This window comes from Neobacillus vireti, from assembly GCF_036962465.1.
Taxonomy (GTDB): domain Bacteria; phylum Bacillota; class Bacilli; order Bacillales; family Cytobacillaceae; genus Neobacillus; species Neobacillus vireti_B.
This window is the reverse complement of the sequence record NZ_JBALNF010000013.1, coordinates 154462-172248: the sequence shown is the minus strand read 5'-3', so window position 1 is coordinate 172248 and position 17787 is coordinate 154462. Positions and strand designations below refer to the sequence as shown.

Here is a 17787-nt window from a genome sequence, read left to right as displayed (position 1 = left end):
AATCCCGGCAAACTACTGCGCCGGGATTTTTTTGTTTCTATAAATGTCTTATTCAGATCACTCTTTTTTATAGTGGTAATTTGACCGCTCTACTGGTTTAAAACCCTTTGGAGAATAGAACCGCAGTAAATCACCGTTTACCACTTTATCGGATAGAATTAACTTTTCATTCACCATCTTCTGGTCTTTCTCGGCAGCAGATAACTGGTCCTCTGCTAATTCCTGACCTGTAGCTGTGTCATAGTACTTTCCTTCAATCGCGGAAATTTTTGAACTAACAAAGTCACCATTGCGGAAAGGTATCAGATCATCATGCTGTGTTGACAGCAAATCGGTACCGAATTGGATATATTCTTTAGAATCAATCCCTAACAAATGAAGAAGTGTTGGAAGAACATCAATCTGCCCGCCATATTCGTGGTTTATTCCTCCCTTTATACCTGGGACGTGTATCAATAAAGGCACCCTTTGTAATCCGGTGCTCTCAAAAGGAGTTATTTCCTTCCCAAGAACCTTCCCCATTTCTGGATTGTTTTCCTTTGAAATACCATAATGATCGCCATATAAAATAACAATGGTATGATCGGCTAGTCCAGCTTCTTTGAGATCATTAAAAAACTGCTTTACAGCTTCATCCGCATAGCGGGCCGTTTGAAAATACGAATCAACAGATGGGACACCGGTTGAAGCTGGTTCGATCGTGGCATCTTTTTTATCGATAGGAAATGGAAAATGATTCGTCAGGGTTATTAGTTTCGTATAAAATGGCTGAGGTAAAGTTTTTAAAAGCGGCATGGACTGCTTAATAAATGGTTTATCCATCAAACCGTACTCTGTCAGTTCTTCCGGATTCATTACATAGTAACTAGAATCAAAAAACTGATCATAGCCAAATGATTTATAAATGACGTTACGGTTCCAAAAGCTTCCTGAATTGCCATGAAAGACTGCAGAGGTATACCCCTTCTGGCCTAAAATTGCAGGTGCAGCTTGGTAAGTGTTGTAGCCTTTTAACATGTAAGCAGACCCTTGTGAGAGCCCATACAAGGAATTTTCGAGCATAAATTCAGCATCAGAGGTTTTTCCATGTGACGTCTGATGAAAAAAATTGTCAAAATAAAGAGTGTTTTTATCATTGGACAAAGAATTTAAAAATGGAGTTACCTCTTCACCATGTAATTTATAATTGATCAAAAAGTTCTGGAAGGATTCGAGATGATAATAGATGACATTCATTCCCTTGCCTTTTCCAAAGTATTCGGGATTTGGTTCAGCATAATTGGATTTTGTATAATTGTAAACTTCTGTAATATCACTGCTGTCCGCCAAAACTCTCTGTGCAGATGCTTTCGTGCTTTGAACGACATCATTAATAGAGTAATTGTATAAACCTATATATTTTATTAAATAATTATGGTCAAACTCTCTGGTTAATAATTCAGGGCGGTCTATTTCAGCAAGTCCTATATTCGTACAAAGGATCGTGATGGTTAACGAATAAAATGCACTAACTTTCCGACGTTTCAAATCTTTCATTTCGATTTTTACAAATTTAAACCAAAGCAACCCAAGCAGCAGGATAAAATCAATAAAAAATAAAAAGTCATAGGGTTTTAATAAAGAAATGACACTTCCGCCTATTTCACCAGCATTTTTTGTCTGTGTCAATGTCGGTAAAGTAATATAATCACTAAAGAATCTGTAGTATAAAATATTGCTGTACAACAGGGCGGATAATAGAAAATAGATGAACATAAGCCAACTATACTTTTTCCGGCCTTTAAAAAAGTGGGCTACTCCCAAAAAAAATAGGGAAGAACCCAAAGGATTGATAAATAATAGAAACTGCTGAAAAGGCCCAGCAACGCCCAATTTAAACTGGGTTAATTGAGCTAAATACGTTTTAATCCATAAGAAGAAAACAGCTAACAAGAAAAACCCAAAATACCTGTTCATCATTTGTTGACTTTTATGTAGTAGATTACTCATGCTGCTCCTCCATTTTGTTCGATCTAATCTTCAATGTTTCTTTCATATTATGTATATCGGACCTATTGGTTTTTGCCATAAATAAATAACACAAAGCAGACGGAATAAGAAAAACTTCCAGGAATGATAAGGTCATTATATAGTTATTTGGTTCCTGATAATGGACAGTGATCACTCCAAGCAGCGTACCGAATCCCAAGTTCCCAATTGTTCTCCCTAAACTATTAAAGAGGTTAGCAACACTAAAGGCTGTTCCACGGTGTTCAGGTAGATTCACATCAGTGATGAGAGCAAGCCAGTTTGGTGTATTAGCGGATTGTGCTGCGGAAGCAAAAAAGGATATAACAAACAGGAAAGCAATCCACGGATTTAGAAAGATTTGTTTAATTAAATAGACAAAAATCAAAATAGCATTATGATCATGAGGCAAGATCAAGTGATTCATTGGAATACTAAACATTCCGATATAAAAAGGCATTGTTAGGAAGACAAAAATGGCTGTAAAAAAAGCTCTCCCTTGAAAAGAATTTTTTTGAAATTTATCGCCAAGATGACCGAAATAAGCGGAAGTCATCCCACCAATTTGAAAAATACCGTAAAGATAACCCGAGGCGATCATGGCTGTCTCGACACTATATCCTTGCTGCTGGATTTTAAATATAAATAAGGTCGGAATCCAAATTAGACTTCCCGTTGAAATATTCATAAAAAATGCCTGTAAAAATAGTAACACATTACTTTTTTTAAATAAAATAGAACGGATTTGCTTTGCATCAATAAAATGATCATAGGCCTGTCCCTTTTTAATAAGATTGACCAATTCAGGGTCCGACTGGCCTCTCGATGGTTCTTCTACAAACAGATATAAAAAAATTAGAAAAAACCCAATAATACCTACGATTTCAAAGGGCCATCTCCAACTATGGCTTGTTGCAGTCAAAGAAGCCAATAGCGATCCAGTGATTCCCCCAAACCCCTGTGCCATGCCCCAAAGACTCAATACCGTACCTCTTTTTTCATAGTGAATAAAATCTGTTAATATACTAAAGCCGATCGAAGCAATACAACCTAAACCAATTCCCGTTACCATTTGAAAAAGGATAAGTTGCATATAACTTTTGCTTAAGGCTGTTAGAAACACAGCTGCAACCCAAATTAATGTTCCGATGATAATCAATCGTTTCCGTTTAAATTTCCCAGAAAGATACCCCCAATAAACGGAAGAAATGGCTGTTACAATAATATTAACAGCGGAAACAATCCCCAATTTAGCTATATCTACATTTAAGTCCTGTGCGATAAACTTGAATAGTGGTGGAAATAATCCAATAATAATATTATCAAAGGCTGCCAGCGCAATAAATACTGCTATCGTGAATTGCGTTTTGGCATTGTTACTTTTCAAATCCATTCCCCCCAACGTTTGCCATTACTGAAAAGACTTGCCCTCATACAGAAAAGGTGCGGAACAAATCGTTCCTCACCAATAGTTTTGCTTTTTATTAAGGCTCTGTTAATCTTGATTGTTGATTTCCGCTCAAGGCGGCTTCGCTCCAATCAACATGCTGAAATCAACAAAATCTTTAACACAGCCTTTATTAAAATAAAACTTTTTTTAACTATTAGGCAAGCTGCAGCTTCCTCTCAGAACGACTTTCTACCTCTAAAAGGAATTGAATAATTTCATCTGCCACTTCAGGCTTTATATAATTTTTTTGACAATCGATAATATTTTTTAGTTTCTCCGCTTCATTCGCAAGTAATTCGGTGATCATACCTTTAATTTCATTGGTCCCCTTACAGATTACTCCCAAATTTAAGCTCTCCGCAAAGTAGGGATTGTCCTCTTCTTGACCAGGTAATGCTCCGGTTATAATAATGGGCGTATTGGAAGAAATCGCCTCGAACATAACATTTGGGCTTCCTCTGGTAAATGCGATATCGGAATCGAACATAAGATCTTGAATATTCTCGGTAAATCCAAAAATCTCCACTTTCTCTCCATACTTGCCTGAGAGCGATTCCTCTAACATGGATTTTAACTTTTTATTCCTTCCTGCCACAATTTTTACATGACAAGCAAAATGATCAAGTAATAATTCGGCAATATTCAACATATTGCCCACACCCTCGCCGCCGCTCATGATTAAACATTTTAAAGGTTCCCCACCGCTATAACTAACCTTTTTATTCGTACTGTCTCTAAAAAATCTTGAGCGTACAGGAAATCCCAACACCTTTAGCCTCTCTACTGGTATACCATATTCAATACACTTGTCTCGTGCTTCCATTGTTGGACAGATGGTATAATCAACTCTCTTATCGGCCCAAAGCGGGGATATGTTCACAAGATCGGCAATCAAAACAAAAAATGGTATTTTAGTAGAATGTTTTTCTAAAATATTTAAAATCGAGCCATTAAAATTTGGATGAACAGATAAAATTAAATCAGGTTTTTCTTCCATCAATATGTTTAAAAAAGTATCTTTAATTAGATTCTCTATAAATTTATTTATCAATTCTGGGTTGTTAGCCGAGAAATTAAAGACCATTTTCCATAAATTCTCTGACATTCTTGTTATTGGGCCATAAGACTTGCCAATTTTCATCAAAAAGGATCCGCCAAGTGAAAAGCCGTCAACTACTTTAACCTCAATATTAGTGTCTAGTTTGAGTTTTTCATTCAATGATTCTGTAATACTTTTATGTCCGTGTCCTGTATTATCAGAAGAAATAATTAATAGTTTTTTTACCATACTTATGACCCTCACTTAAAACCGAATATTCCTGGTAATCCAAAATATAATTCTATAATAACAAAACTGAATAGTTTAATCACCTGAAAAAGAGGTAGAAATATCCAATTTAATGTAAACCTAATTGCAGTCTTAAACTTAAATATATACCCTTTCCATTTTTAATAAAAGGAATTTAATATTAAAATTGTATTAATTTATAGAATGTGACCGTCTATAGCTTCAGACCAAACACTCTCAGAAAAGAAAAAAGACTTAAGTGAATGGTCACTCTAGTCTTTCTATCGCTGAAAAATATCCATTTTATTTATTTGAGGCAATCGCAAACGCAAAGGCAAATCTTTTTTTCTTCACAGGCATATACTCCTGTTCTTCCACAGAGACGAGAAATTTCAAAATATCTTCGGCTGCCTGTTGATTGATAAAGTTTTTTTGTGATTCTTTAATAGATGATAAGCGTTCTCCATCTTTTCCCAACAGATCTTCAATTATAGAAGTAAGTTGTTCAGTGTTCTGGCAAAACACACCTAAATTATACTTTTCTGCAAACCTCGGATTATCTTTTTCTTGCCCTGGTAATGCACCTGTAATAATAATAGGCAAGTTTGTCGCAACTGCCTCAAACATGACATTTGGGCTTCCTCTAGTGATCGCAATATCGGCTGCTCGCATTAAGTCCTGGATATTTTTAACAAACCCAAAAATTTTGGCCCGGTCTCCAAAACGCTTTTTTAATGACGATTCCAATTCCATTTTCAACTTTTCATTTCTGCCTGCGATAATGCTTACCGTACAATCGAAATGTTCAAGCAGCTCTTCTGCCATTCCACTCATATTGCCAACGCCTTCCCCACCGCTCATCATTAAAAAGTTGATAGTAGATATTTTACCTCTCTGCTTGTTTGAATAGCGATGAAATCTTTCCCGAACTGGAAATCCAACCACATGGATTTTTTCTTCGGGAACGCCAAACTGTATACATTTTTCTTTGGCTTCTTCCGTCGGACTAAGGATAAAGTCTACGCGTTGGTCAGCCCATAAAGGATAAATATTCACAAGATCGGCAATTAAAGTGCCAAAAGGAACGTGAATGTTCTCTTTTCTGAGGATATTTATCACAGAACCGTTGAAATTGGGATGAATCGATAAAATCAAATCAGGTTTTACTTTGTTTAGTAAAGTCAGCAAATTGCTTCTAATCATTCTTTCTATAATTTTATCCACTAAAGTGGAATGCTTTGCAGATAAATGCCAAATCATGTCCCATAGTTTAGCAGAATATCGAGTAATCGGTCCGTAAGATTTACCAATGTTTAATAAAGCCTTTCCGCCCAATGCAAAACCATCGACCACCTGGATATCAATTTGGGTATCCATCTTGATCTTTTCATGTAAAGCCTCAGCGATACTTTTATGTCCATGACCAGTGTGGTCAGAGGAAATCACCAGAATTTTTTTAGTCACCGAATCATTCCTTTCAAGGTACTTCAATCGAACGAAAATGTTAGTTAATAGCTTTCTACAGCTTTCAAGAGGAACTTTTCTTTTAAATTTAAATATAATCATATTTATCATGCGAAGAAGCTTTTGATAAAAGATTTGGTTAATTAGTTAGCTATAAATTTTTTAAGAATCTTGAATCATTATAGTTAAAATCGTTTAGATAATAAAGAAATTATTTATGGAATATCTATGAACGAGATTAAATTTTTTTGAGGAAACATATATAAGAACCCTCAACATGAAGGTCCTGCGCGGTTTTGTCAGTTGTAATCTAATAGACATAAAAAAACATCATATACTAAAAAATATTTCACCACAAATGACAGCCAAAATGATCAGTAAATCTATTATGATTAGTGTCCAAACGAAGTATTTCATATCATAATCATCCTTTATATGTATGTAGAGGTGCTAAAAATAAAATACTCCAACGATTATTAATAGATTACCATTTAACATCCTTTAAGACTACATTGTCCATAACGAAAAAGGGAATATAAAAGAGCACGAGGCTGCATGCGCTCATGCTTCCAAACTAGTTACTTCCAATCCTCATAAGTAACGGTGCCTCCCGTTAGATCAATGGTATTCCGTTCCCCTTTATAATAAGTCTTTCCATTTTTTTTAACGATAAAATTATCATAGGTGTAGACCTTTTGCCCATTTGGCAAGTGAATCACCACTTTTTCTCCTAATTGTTCTGAAGGTGCGTCAATTTTTATGGAACTTTGATCATAATAGTGAAACACAAAGAAACCGGCAATTAAGATTAAACTTACTGTTATGGAAAGAATTAGGCCCTTCCACGAAAACTGCTTCGTTTTTTGTTGATGATATAGTTCTAATCTGGTCAACTTTTTCTCCTCCCTATTATATAAAGCAGGTTGAATTAAGATTCAAGCCATGATTTTTTATCACAATATTTTGTATTCCCTTTATTCCCAAATTCTATTATTCTTATTCCTAAAGTTTTTAAAATACGACCCTAGTTAACCTATGCACAAATAACAAAAAGTTGAACATAAAATGGTTTAAAACCACTTCTTTAGACAAGATTAGGTATAATAAAAAGAGAAGGAAAAAAAGAAAGGGGTATTTCAAGTGGTTGAAATAAATTCAGATGAAACAATGAAGTTAATTGCAGATTTAGTCTCTATTCCAAGCCCAACCGGAAATACGAAAGAAGTCATCACTTTTGTAGAAAAATTCCTTAAAGAGTTAGAGGTTGATACATATCGGAATCGAAAAGGCGGCTTAATTGCTACCCTAAAGGGACAAGATAGCAGCAAACATCGAATGCTCACTGCCCATGTGGATACTCTTGGGGCGATGGTAAAAGAAGTTAAAGCAAATGGCAGATTAAAAATTGACTTAATCGGCGGTTTTAAATACAACTCAATCGAAGGTGAATACTGCCAAATAGAGACGCAAAATGGTAAAAAATATACCGGAACCATCCTGATGCACCAAACATCTGTCCATGTGTATAAAGATGCAGGTAAAGCCGAGCGAAACCAAGATAATATCGAAATACGGATTGATGAGAAAGTACATACCGCTGAAGAAGTGCGTGCGCTTGGAATTGAAGTTGGTGATTTTGTTGCATTTGACCCGCGTGTAGAACTTACCCCGAGCGGTTATCTTAAATCACGCCATTTAGATGATAAGGCAAGTGTTGGAATTGTGCTGCAATTGATTAAACAAATCAAAAACAAAGGAATTACTTTGCCTTATACGACTCATTTCTTAATCTCTAACAATGAGGAAATTGGCTACGGCGGGAATTCCAATATTACACCCGAGACAGTTGAATACTTAGCAGTTGACATGGGGGCTATGGGTGATGGCCAGTCCACAGATGAATACACGGTTTCCATTTGTGCAAAGGATTCTAGCGGCCCATATCATTATGAATTACGGAAACACTTGGTCCGTCTTGCCGAAGAAAATAAGATTGGTTACAAACTAGACATTTATCCCTTCTACGGTTCTGATGCTTCTGCGGCAATTCGCTCCGGACATGATATCGTTCATGGCTTAATCGGACCTGGAATTGACTCATCCCATGCGTTTGAACGGACACATGTATCTTCGATTGAAAATACGGCCAAGCTTTTATATTATTACGTTCAATCTAATTTAGTTATTTAGTATTGTCATTATAAAACAACGGCCGGATGTATTTACCCGGCCGATGCTTAAAACTCCCCTACATTAAATTCTCCTTAAAATAGAACATTTTTCATATTTCTCCTTTATAATCAAAGAAAAGTTGAATGAGGGTGATATAAATGAAACAAGGTTCCCTTTCACAAAGAAAAACCGGCTTCTTAGCGAATTTCATTGCTAATCCAAAAGAAAGACGAAGAACCAATTTATTTTTTATGATCATGGTTGTCGTCATTTTGGCAGGAGTATTGTTTGTTTATTTGTATCAACAGCAGTTACTGGCCCAAGATTTTCGGCAGTACAAGGGAACATTTAAGCAGTTTGGTTCCATTGCACAAATAGGTTTCTATGCTGCAATCTCTATTTATCCAGTTTTTCTACTATTAAAAAACAAACAGATCAAAGGGATTAAATGGGGAACAATTGAGTTAAAAACCATTTTACAATTTGTCGGTAAGCTGGTCCGAACTTGGCATGTTCCTATTGCATTACTATCAACTGGAGTCGTATTTCTCCATGTTTATATGGCCATTATGCGGGGATTTAAGCTTGATTTCACTTATATTTCAGGTATTGTGACAGTCCTTATTCTTCTCCCATTAATGTATATGGGTCTTAAGCGTTTTAAAAGAAATGACCGCAAATGGCATTTCAGACTTGCCATCATGTTCGTGATTATATTTTTCATTCATGCGAATTTCTCTTAAAACATTCTTCACTAGTACAATAGAAAAAAAAACGTTATAATAGCGTTTGAATAATTACAACTCATCACTAGGAGATGAAAAAATGTTTTCTAACATTGGTGTACCTGGCTTAATCTTAATTTTAATCGTGGCTTTAGTAATTTTTGGACCGAACAAACTACCTGAAATTGGACGAGCATTCGGAAAATCGATCCGCGAATTCAAACGAGCAACAGAGGGAATTGCAGATGATATCAAAGAAGAAATTAAAGAGGATATTATTGAAGCAAAGAAAGACCAAATCAATCTAAAAAAATAGGGAATTAAAAGAGGCATCTCCGGTGTTATCAAGGGATGCCTCTAGTAGTTTTACCGTTTTTTGGCTATGGCCTGGAATTGATCGATTAATTTTTTTCGCGAATTGGGATTTCGTAATAAATAGGCTGCACCTAAACCAATAGTGGTCATCATCAATGTTTTTCTTTTCAACTCCTCAGCCTCCTCTGAAATTGCCATCCTTATTAATTTTCCCTTTAAGTGTCGGTATTCATACACAAAAAGAAAAAAAGCCAACTCCAAAAAGAATTGACTTTTAATACTTTTAGTTAAAAACGGAACCTGTTCACTGATTTCTACTTAGCTAGTTTTTCTTTCATTAGCTTATTATGCTGTTTAGTTTGTTCTAACAGCTGATTTAAAAGAATCGCTGCTTGTTTGTTATCCTTTTTATCAACTGCTATTCTTAGTTCATGGAAGGTTTTCCAATGTCCCATCTCTTTCCCGCCATGTGCTTGCCTCATAAACTCCTCTTTTGTAATCTTTCCTAATTCAAATTGCTTCTTCAGTTCCTCCATTTTAGCGATTCTTTCTTTTTTCCATTGCTCACGTTTAGCGGAATTATCCGGGCTCATCCATTTAGTACGCAGGTCTTTCTTTTCCTTGAGAACCCTGGACCATTCTGCCTTTTTTTCAGGGGTATATTGACTTACCCAGCCAAGTAGCTTTTGCTCTCTTTGCGCCATCATGGCCTGCCAATCTTTATGATTCATATGGTGACGTTCCCCATCTTTGCAATCACACGGTTTAGCCTCATAATTTGCAGGAATCGTATCATTAGCCAGCGCAGCAGCAGGCATTAAGAATAATCCTAGTGTAAAAATTAATCCTTTAAACTTCATCCTAACTTTCCTCCATTTGTCTTAAATTTTCAATTTGCACGGATTTATCATGCCCTTTTTGTCAAAAAAAATTTACCAATCTGACAAATTTTTAACTAAAAACCACTTGAGAATTTTTTAGGATTAGCGTATCCTAAAATCATAAATAAATGTGAAGTATTTCACAATTAAAAAAGAAGAAGCTTTGCTCTTTTTTTAACGAACTAAATGTGAATATATTCACAAATAAAAATAGATAAATAGGTTTGGAGTGGGGAGTTAAATGAATAAGCCAAAAGTTGTTATCCTAGGTGCCGGATATGGTGGAATTATCACGAGTAAAAGTCTAGAGAAACTATTAAAATCAGGAGAAGCAGATGTTACCCTGATCAATAAGCATGAATATCACTATATTACCACGCAGCTTCACAAAACAGTTGTTGGGACAGCAGCCGATCGTCAAATTGCTATGTCTATTCCTGAACTAATTAATCCTAGCAAAACTCGTTTTCTGCAAGCAGCTGTTTCATCCGTGGACATACATAAACAAGAAGTACACCTTGAAGGCGGTGACTCCGTCCAATACGATTATCTATTAATCGCGCTTGGATTTGAGGTTGAAACATATGGAACGCCTGGTATTAAGGAAAATGCGTTCCAAATTAGAAGTTTTCGAAGTTCAAAAGCAATTTATAATCAAATTATTAAACAGTTTAACTTATATAAACAGGACCAAGACCCTTCTCGCTTAACTTTTGTTGTTGCTGGCGGCGGTTTTACTGGTGTCGAGCTGCTGGGAGAGTTAGCAGATGGCCTCCCAAAACTATGTACGGAACACAATATTCCATTTGAAAAAGTAAAAATCGTAGCAATTGAGGCTGCACCTTCTGTCATTCCGTTCTTCCCTAAGCAATCGATTGAATATACAACAGAAGTCTTAGAAAAGATGAATATTGAACTGATTACAGGTAGAAAAATTCTTGAATGTACACCTGAAAAGGTTGTCATAGATCCAAATATCGACATTCCAACCCGGACTTTAATCTGGTCTTGCGGCGTTAAGGGAAATTCAATTGTTCATAATTGGGGATTGCCAATTGTAAGAGGAAAAATTGAGGTTGATTCATACCTTCGTGTTAAAAACATGAAAAATGTCTTTAGTCTTGGAGATTGCTCTCTATTTATGAAGGATGAAAAGAATGCACTAGCGCCTACTGCCCAAGTTGCCCTGCAGCAAGCACCTGTATGTGCTAAGAATATTATTGCTTCCATTCGCGGAGAATCTTTGAAGGCTTTTGAATACCATCATAAAGGCTCTGTTGCCTCTATTGGGCTAAAAGTAGGAGTAGGAAAAGTTGGCAGTGTCCGCTTGTCCGGCTTAATTGGCGGCTTTATGAAATTAGTGATTGAAGCTCGCTATCTGTTTAATCTTGGCGGTCCATCTTTAATCCTCAAACAGCATTTTGGGGTTGACCGTGCACCTATTAATACTGCTGCAAAAAGCAAGATAAATTAATTTGTTTCTTTTCCTGGCAGAGGAATCCCCCTCCTCTCTGCCATTGATTTGATACATCCCAAAAATGATTGCCTGAAATCCCCCGATAGTAAGGCGTCCCCCCTATCCCATCAGCTAATGGGGCAGGGGGTTTTTATATTACAGACTTCTCTTAATCCCATTCAATAAATTCAAGACGATTGCCAAATGGGTCAAAAACGTGAATTCTCCTTGCCCCCGGGAGGTTATCATCTTCTGTAAAAGCAACTTCTTGCGCTTTAAGGTGGCTTTTTAAACCTTCTAAATTTTCAACGATTAAGGCTGGATGTGCCTTTTTAGCAGGTATAAATGGTTCTTCTATGCCTATATGCAGCTGAAAGGTTGCAAACTCAAACCATACTCCGCCGCGTTTTTTTAACTCTTCTGGTTTTTCAACCTCTGGTAATCCAAGGATATCTGAAAAAAATGTTCTTGCGGCCACTTCACACCCTTTTGGACCTGCCAGCTGCACATGATCAATTTTTTTTATTGCAAAATTCATTTGATCCCTCCTTTTTTCGTGTGTCATTACTATTTTATAAAATTAATAATATTCAATCAAATTTTAAGAAATACCTTTTCACTTACCTAAAATGTCTTTGAATACATAAAATAAAGCTATTCCCAGGATAGGAATAGCTTCACAACCTAATAAACATCTTTCTTTGTAAATACGGCGAACGAAACAAGTAAAGCCACTGCCCACCAGATAAATAGGACCATCATCGAAAAGGACAGATCCATTCCCTCAATCGGTGGTGCTGTTCCCTTCATGTAATCCGTTAACCGTAAATTGACCATAAAAAAGTATTTGGCGGATTCCCATGAAGAAACCATGTTGCTTAAGATTGCTCCTGAAATGAGTGCTGCGAGCATAACCCCCATCCCGGCAGCCGTGCTCCGGATAAGGACAGACAACATAAACGATAACGTTCCAACAACAATCGCGACAAACCAAACTAATCCAAAATCCATCAATAGAAATTTCCATAGGCTGAGAAGTTTTACATCTGTCGTATTTAATCCTGTATCTGTCACGTTAAATCCAGTCAGGATTGGGGCCCCCCACCCTTTATAGCCAAAGACCAATCCAGAAATAAGGTAGGATAGGATACCTGTAATGGCAATGATTAACGATACGGCTAAACATAGAGTGATGTACTTACTTAATAGCACTTTCCACCTTTTAACTGGCCTCGTCAGCAATAGCTTAATCGAACCCAGACTGTGTTCCGAGGAAACTAAATCACTGGCAATAACCATAACCATCAAAGGGATAAATAAATCAATAGAATTCTCCAAAAAGATACGCATAAACGTTGGTGCACCAGGCTCTGATGGATTGATATCATGATCCAGATAATATTGCTGCTGCTGTAATGAGATTTGCAGCTGCTTTTTCCATTCGTCCGATAATCGACTGCTGCTTAAACGGTTGGTGGTATCAACAATCTGCTGCTGGAGTATCGTGCGCCAATCACTTGTTCCTAATTTTTCACGCTGGGTCTGAACTTGTTTATATTGGGCATATGTAAATAATAGCACTAATACACCAATGATCAGGGCAATGACCACTAGCCTTTTCTTGGCGATCAGCTTCATCATTTCATTTTGAATTAATTTACTCAATTGAGTCACCCCCCGTTAGTTCGAGGAATAGATCTTCCAACACAGGCATTTTTCGATTAATTTCCGTGACGGAAACCCCTGCCGCCACAAGCTGTTTATTCCATTCCGGTATCTTCTGTTCATCATATTCCGTTACAAATGTCCCATCATCACTTACTTGCATTTCCGTTAGCGTACTTAATACCTGTTTTCCTTTTTCAAGTGGGGATAGACGCCAGACAGCCCGTTCACGGTTCGCAAGGAGCTGCTCGACTGTATCAATTTTTATAATCGTTCCTTTTGAAATAATCGCCACCCGATCACACAACAACTGAATTTCACTTAATAAATGACTTGAGACAAGAACGCTTAATCCTTCCTTTTCTGCCAGAAAACGGATAAATAGGCGCATTTCCCGAATTCCCGCAGGGTCTAAGCCATTTGTCGGTTCGTCTAGAATTAACACCTTAGGCCGTCCTAAAAGGGCTTGGGCGATTCCAAGGCGCTGCCGCATCCCCAATGAATAAGTTTTCACTTTATCGTGAATCCGGTCTGTTAAGCCGACCAGCTCGGTGACCTCTTTAATACGCTCTTCGCCGATCCCATCTAGCATACGGGCAAAATGGAGCAGGTTGTTATAGCCTGATAGGTAAGGATATAATTCTGGGTTTTCGACAATACAGCCGAGATTGCTCATCGCCTTTTTAAATTGATCCGCTATATTGTAGCCGCAAATCTGGATGTTTCCAGCTGTCGGTTTGATGAGCCCAACCAGCATTCTGATGGTGGTCGTTTTCCCTGCGCCATTGGGTCCCAAAAACCCAAAAACTTCCCCTTCGCGTAGATTAAATGTCAGTCCTTTAATAATTTCCCGTTTTCCAATAACTTTTTTTAAATTTTCCACAGCTAAGGTAATTTTTTTCTCCATTATTTCTTCTCCTTACCAGGTAAGCAGTGAGGCTACACGTTCTGCAATTAAACGATACCCTTTTGCGTTCGGATGAAACTTATCTGAATATAGATAATCATTTACTCTTAATTCAAACAAGTCAAATGTTGGCACAAAGACAATTTTCGGATATGCTGCGCTAACCTCGGCACTATCATAGTTCCAATGGCGGACCACCTTTGACATCTCTTTTCCCTGATTTAATTCAATAAATGGATTGTACAATCCTATGAAAAACACATTGGCCGTTTGGTTGTTCTTACGGATCTGCTCAAAGATAAACTTTAAATTAGCTAGATACTTTTTTTCAATGGCTGCGATATTATCTGTTGAATAATCGGTTAATCCTTGACCGCCGCGAAACAAATCATTACCGCCAATGGTTACTAACACCATGTCAGCTTTTTGGATTTGCCGTCCGATTTCTGTTTGAAGGACCTGTTTCCGAAGCTGGTCGGAAGTCTGCCCATTGATACCTAAATTGGTGAGCTGAACCTGCTTTTTTGTTTTTTCTTTTATTTGATCAGTCAGGTCCCCTACATACCCTTTTCCGGTCTCATCACCAGTCCCCCTAGTTAACGAGTCCCCTAAAGCCACGATTGTTAGACCTTTTTTGTTCTCCACTTTTTTGCTGGCAGTTTTTGGAGTTGGAACGTTGTCCGGTTTGTCAGCATAATATTGACCTACTGCCCAGCCAAGTCCAATCAGCCACAGGAGACAAAATAATACTCCAATGGCCGTAAAGGAACGGATCGCATTCTTACCCATGTGTGACACCCTTTCTGGCCTTTTTCTATTATTTAATCACAGTTGTGGATTGAAACAAACTTTTGACGCCTGTGTTTTCTCGTGAAAATAAAAAATTCATTATTTGTTAACATTTTATTTTATATAAAAATAAGCCGATCTCCAAATTGGAAACCGGCTAATCCATACTCTATTCTTCTAAATTCCCCATTGGTCCAAAGAACTCAAAGTGAATTCGGCCTTCATTGACACCTAATTCTTTTAATGAACGGTTAATAGCTTTCATAAAAGGCACTGGTCCACAGAAATAAAAGTCTGCTTCCTCCGTCAATACATTTTCCTTTAGCCACTCACAAGTGACATAACCTTCAACATCAAATCGGTTGTTTAAACGGTCCTCATCTGTAGGTGCATCGTAAAACACGTATGAATTCACATAATTAAGATTTGATAATTCTTTAACTTCATCCCCAAGGGCATGAACATGGCTATTTGCGGCTGCATGGACAAACGTTACCTGACGTCCAGGCTGCACTTCTACAACTGTTTTTAACATACTCATCATCGGTGTTAAGCCGACCCCGCCACTTAATAACACGACAGGATTCGTCTTGTTGGTATCAAGAATAAAATCACCTGCGGGTGCGCTAACTTTAAGAATCTCTCCTTCGCTCACCTTGTCATGCAAGTAATTAGACACCATTCCATCCGGGTTTGCTGTTCCAGCCTCTTTTTTAACACTGATGCGGTAATAATCTTTGCCAGGGGCATCTGAAAGACTGTATTGACGGATATGGGTAAACTTCTCACCGTCTATTTCTAGTTTAATACTAATATATTGACCAGGGATGAAGCCGGCGATGTCTCGTTTATCTTCAGGTTTTAAATAGAAAGATGTAATAACGTCACTTTCGGTTACTTTACGATCAACAACAAAATTCCGGAAGCCGCTCCAGCCCCCTTGTTGATGTGCAGCTTCATCATACATTTCCGCTTCCACACTAATAAAGGCGTCAGCAATTAAATTGTAAGCTTGTGCCCAAGCATCGATAATTTCGTCTGTAGCTGCATCACCCAGTACATCCTTAATAGCCATTAATAGGTGTTTTCCGACAATAGGATAATGCTCTGGCTTAATTCCAAGACTTCTATGTTTATGGGCTATTTGTTTAACCACTGGAAGGATGGCTGCAAGGTTATCAATATACATGGCAGCGGCATAAACCGTTCCTGCAAGAGCCTTTTGCTGTCTACCCTGTTTTTGGTTGGCATGATTAAAAATATTTAATAATTCGGGATGATTTCCAAACATTAATTGATAGAAACGAGTGGTAATCGTTTCTCCATACTGTTCTAATACCGGTACTGTTGATTTGATAATATCGATTGTTTTTTGATCTAACACAATGAAACACTCCTTATTTAGTTATCACTATATCCATAGTGATTATATGAAATAAATCATCGCAAACAAGTGATTCAAATCACACTTTAATATTTTTAAATAACAACACCCTTAATTTTCACAAAATGTTCAAAGTTTTATATGACAAATATAACTAGTGAAACTGTTTTCAATATAGTAATGTTAGTTATATTGAAAGTATTTACCGGAGGAAAAGGATATGAGTAAAGCAAAAATTGCATGGATTACAGACACAACTGCTTCTCTTAGCAAAGAATTTATTGAGAAACACCATATATTTGTCATTCCCTTACACGTTGTCATTAACGATGAGTTTTATAAAGAAACGATTGATATAACGGAACAGGAATTTTATGAGCGGATGAAAAACGAGGAAGGAAAATTTCAGTCATCTCAACCTTCCATTAACGATTTTGTTGAACTTTATAAAAAGTTGAAAGAAGAATATGATTTTGGGATCGCCATACATGCCTCTAGTACGTTAACGGGGACCTACCAGTCTTCCCTTATGGCTGCTAATATGGAGGATTTCAAGTTGTATGCGATCGATTCTAAAATTGGTTCCTATCCTCTTTCATTTTTGATAAAAAAAGGAATCGAGCTGGTCGAGCAAGGTGTAGATACCGAGGAAGTGGTTGAACAGCTAAATGCTTTACGCAGCAATACACGATTATATTTAGTTCCATCGAATTTGGATCAGCTCCATAAAAGCGGCCGGGTGTCTGGCGGCCAAAAAATCTTGGCCTCTCTTTTTAATATAAAACCGATTTTAGCCATAGAAGACGGTGCGGCACAGATTAAAGACAAGGTTCGTACCGATAAAAAAGCGATGTTCTGGCTGGCTTCTAAATTAAGAGAAGATCTTGAAACAAAAACAGTAAAAAAAGTGGCGGTTGTTCATGCGAACGATCCGAAAAAGGCTGCAGATATTGAAAAATACATTAACGAAAACTTTCCTGGTATTGAAACAGAGGTTTTGATGCTTATCACTGTTGCGGGTGTTCATACTGGTGTCGGGACCATGGGGCTTTCGTGGGTATGTGAGTAAAAAATAGCAATGTAAGACTCATGGAAATCATGGGTCTTTTCAATTTGAATATAAAAAAATGTAATATTATGGTACTATTAAACTGGAAATTAAATAAAGGCTGTGTTAAAGGAAGTTGTTGATTTTTAGCACGTTGATTGGAGCGGAAGGCGGCGAAGACTCCTGCGGGAGTACGGGGCTGGGGAGACCCCACAGGCGCTTTAGCGCCGAGGAGG

General features: G+C 37.3%; 16 protein-coding genes. 5 read left to right on the top strand and 11 right to left on the bottom strand.

Annotated features, from left to right (window positions below; all coding sequences use genetic code 11):
• Window positions 1-57 precede the first annotated feature (57 nt).
• The 5 genes from V7077_RS05665 to V7077_RS05645 all read right to left on the bottom strand — a co-directional run bounded on the left by V7077_RS05665 (window position 58) and on the right by V7077_RS05645 (window position 7102).
• Window positions 58-1989, bottom strand: a complete 1932-nt coding sequence (locus V7077_RS05665; protein WP_335499232.1) for an LTA synthase family protein — start codon at window positions 1987-1989, stop codon at window positions 58-60.
• Entirely contained in the window at window positions 1982-3394 is a 1413-nt protein-coding gene (locus V7077_RS05660; RefSeq protein WP_335499230.1) for an MFS transporter, read from the bottom strand. Before V7077_RS05660 ends, V7077_RS05665 begins: the two co-directional genes overlap by 8 nt.
• A 217-nt stretch (window positions 3395-3611) precedes the next feature.
• The gene (locus tag V7077_RS05655) at window positions 3612-4745 is read right to left on the bottom strand and encodes an MGDG synthase family glycosyltransferase (RefSeq protein ID WP_335499227.1); all 1134 of its coding nucleotides are present in this window, start codon (window positions 4743-4745) and stop codon (window positions 3612-3614) included.
• Between the two features lie 303 nt (window positions 4746-5048).
• Window positions 5049-6320: an MGDG synthase family glycosyltransferase gene (locus V7077_RS05650; RefSeq protein ID WP_335499225.1), complete on the bottom strand. Its 1272-nt coding sequence runs from the start codon at window positions 6318-6320 to the stop codon at window positions 5049-5051.
• 467 nt (window positions 6321-6787) lie between these two features.
• Window positions 6788-7102: a hypothetical protein gene (locus V7077_RS05645; protein WP_335499223.1), complete on the bottom strand. Its 315-nt coding sequence runs from the start codon at window positions 7100-7102 to the stop codon at window positions 6788-6790.
• Between the two features lie 274 nt (window positions 7103-7376).
• Here V7077_RS05645 and V7077_RS05640 point away from each other — a divergent pair, with 274 nt between their 5' ends.
• The 3 genes from V7077_RS05640 (at window position 7377) to V7077_RS05630 (ending at window position 9422) form a co-directional block, all read left to right on the top strand.
• Window positions 7377-8399, top strand: a complete 1023-nt coding sequence (locus V7077_RS05640) for a M42 family metallopeptidase (RefSeq protein ID WP_335499576.1) — start codon at window positions 7377-7379, stop codon at window positions 8397-8399.
• A 140-nt stretch (window positions 8400-8539) separates the two neighbouring features.
• A complete protein-coding gene (locus tag V7077_RS05635) occupies window positions 8540-9124 on the top strand; it encodes a hypothetical protein (RefSeq protein WP_335499221.1) in 585 nt (194 codons plus the stop codon).
• An 82-nt stretch (window positions 9125-9206) separates the two neighbouring features.
• Entirely contained in the window at window positions 9207-9422 is a 216-nt protein-coding gene (locus V7077_RS05630; RefSeq protein WP_215046215.1) for a twin-arginine translocase TatA/TatE family subunit, read from the top strand.
• Window positions 9423-9735: 313 nt separating this feature from the next.
• On the opposite strand, the gene V7077_RS05625 is transcribed toward V7077_RS05630, so the two are convergent.
• Window positions 9736-10281: a hypothetical protein gene (locus tag V7077_RS05625; protein WP_335499218.1), complete on the bottom strand. Its 546-nt coding sequence runs from the start codon at window positions 10279-10281 to the stop codon at window positions 9736-9738.
• A 262-nt stretch (window positions 10282-10543) separates the two neighbouring features.
• Between V7077_RS05625 and V7077_RS05620 the strand changes: the two genes are divergently transcribed.
• Complete coding sequence (locus tag V7077_RS05620) at window positions 10544-11776, top strand: NAD(P)/FAD-dependent oxidoreductase (protein ID WP_335499216.1); 1233 nt, start codon at window positions 10544-10546, stop codon at window positions 11774-11776.
• Between the two features lie 151 nt (window positions 11777-11927).
• Here V7077_RS05620 and V7077_RS05615 read toward each other — a convergent pair whose 3' ends face one another.
• The 5 genes from V7077_RS05615 to hmpA form a co-directional block, all read right to left on the bottom strand.
• A complete protein-coding gene (locus V7077_RS05615; protein WP_335499214.1) occupies window positions 11928-12296 on the bottom strand; it encodes a VOC family protein in 369 nt (122 codons plus the stop codon).
• Between the two features lie 146 nt (window positions 12297-12442).
• On the bottom strand, window positions 12443-13423 hold the full coding sequence (locus V7077_RS05610; RefSeq protein ID WP_335499212.1) for an ABC transporter permease: 981 nt from the start codon (window positions 13421-13423) through the stop codon (window positions 12443-12445).
• A complete protein-coding gene (locus V7077_RS05605) occupies window positions 13416-14330 on the bottom strand; it encodes an ABC transporter ATP-binding protein (protein ID WP_335499210.1) in 915 nt (304 codons plus the stop codon). The genes V7077_RS05610 and V7077_RS05605 overlap by 8 nt, the downstream gene beginning before the upstream one ends.
• A 12-nt stretch (window positions 14331-14342) precedes the next feature.
• Window positions 14343-15119 carry an SGNH/GDSL hydrolase family protein gene (locus tag V7077_RS05600; RefSeq protein ID WP_335499208.1) on the bottom strand — a complete coding sequence of 259 codons (777 nt, stop codon included), beginning with the start codon at window positions 15117-15119 and terminating at the stop codon, window positions 14343-14345.
• A 169-nt stretch (window positions 15120-15288) separates the two neighbouring features.
• Entirely contained in the window at window positions 15289-16503 is a 1215-nt protein-coding gene (hmpA, locus tag V7077_RS05595) for an NO-inducible flavohemoprotein (RefSeq protein WP_335499206.1), read from the bottom strand.
• Window positions 16504-16723: 220 nt separating this feature from the next.
• On the opposite strand from hmpA, the gene V7077_RS05590 reads away from it, so the two are divergent.
• Window positions 16724-17572 (top strand): DegV family protein, encoded by an 849-nt coding sequence (locus V7077_RS05590; protein WP_335499204.1) that lies wholly within the window; start codon window positions 16724-16726, stop codon window positions 17570-17572.
• Window positions 17573-17787 lie beyond the last annotated feature (215 nt).

Excerpts from the sequence above, each read along its gene's own strand:
- V7077_RS05630 (WP_215046215.1), top strand. The coding sequence starts at position 9,207 with ATGTTTTCTAACATTGGTGTACCTGGCTTAATCTTAATTTTAATCGTG.
- V7077_RS05590 (WP_335499204.1), top strand. The coding sequence starts at position 16,724 with ATGAGTAAAGCAAAAATTGCATGGATTACAGACACAACTGCTTCTCTT.
- V7077_RS05620 (WP_335499216.1), top strand. The coding sequence starts at position 10,544 with ATGAATAAGCCAAAAGTTGTTATCCTAGGTGCCGGATATGGTGGAATT.
- V7077_RS05640 (WP_335499576.1), top strand. The coding sequence starts at position 7,377 with ATGAAGTTAATTGCAGATTTAGTCTCTATTCCAAGCCCAACCGGAAAT.
- V7077_RS05615 (WP_335499214.1), bottom strand. The coding sequence starts at position 12,296 with ATGAATTTTGCAATAAAAAAAATTGATCATGTGCAGCTGGCAGGTCCA.
- V7077_RS05650 (WP_335499225.1), bottom strand. The coding sequence starts at position 6,320 with ATGATAAATATGATTATATTTAAATTTAAAAGAAAAGTTCCTCTTGAA.
- V7077_RS05625 (WP_335499218.1), bottom strand. The coding sequence starts at position 10,281 with ATGAAGTTTAAAGGATTAATTTTTACACTAGGATTATTCTTAATGCCT.
- V7077_RS05665 (WP_335499232.1), bottom strand. The coding sequence starts at position 1,989 with ATGAGTAATCTACTACATAAAAGTCAACAAATGATGAACAGGTATTTT.
- V7077_RS05655 (WP_335499227.1), bottom strand. The coding sequence starts at position 4,745 with ATGGTAAAAAAACTATTAATTATTTCTTCTGATAATACAGGACACGGA.
- V7077_RS05635 (WP_335499221.1), top strand. The coding sequence starts at position 8,540 with ATGAAACAAGGTTCCCTTTCACAAAGAAAAACCGGCTTCTTAGCGAAT.
- V7077_RS05605 (WP_335499210.1), bottom strand. The coding sequence starts at position 14,330 with ATGGAGAAAAAAATTACCTTAGCTGTGGAAAATTTAAAAAAAGTTATT.
- V7077_RS05600 (WP_335499208.1), bottom strand. The coding sequence starts at position 15,119 with ATGGGTAAGAATGCGATCCGTTCCTTTACGGCCATTGGAGTATTATTT.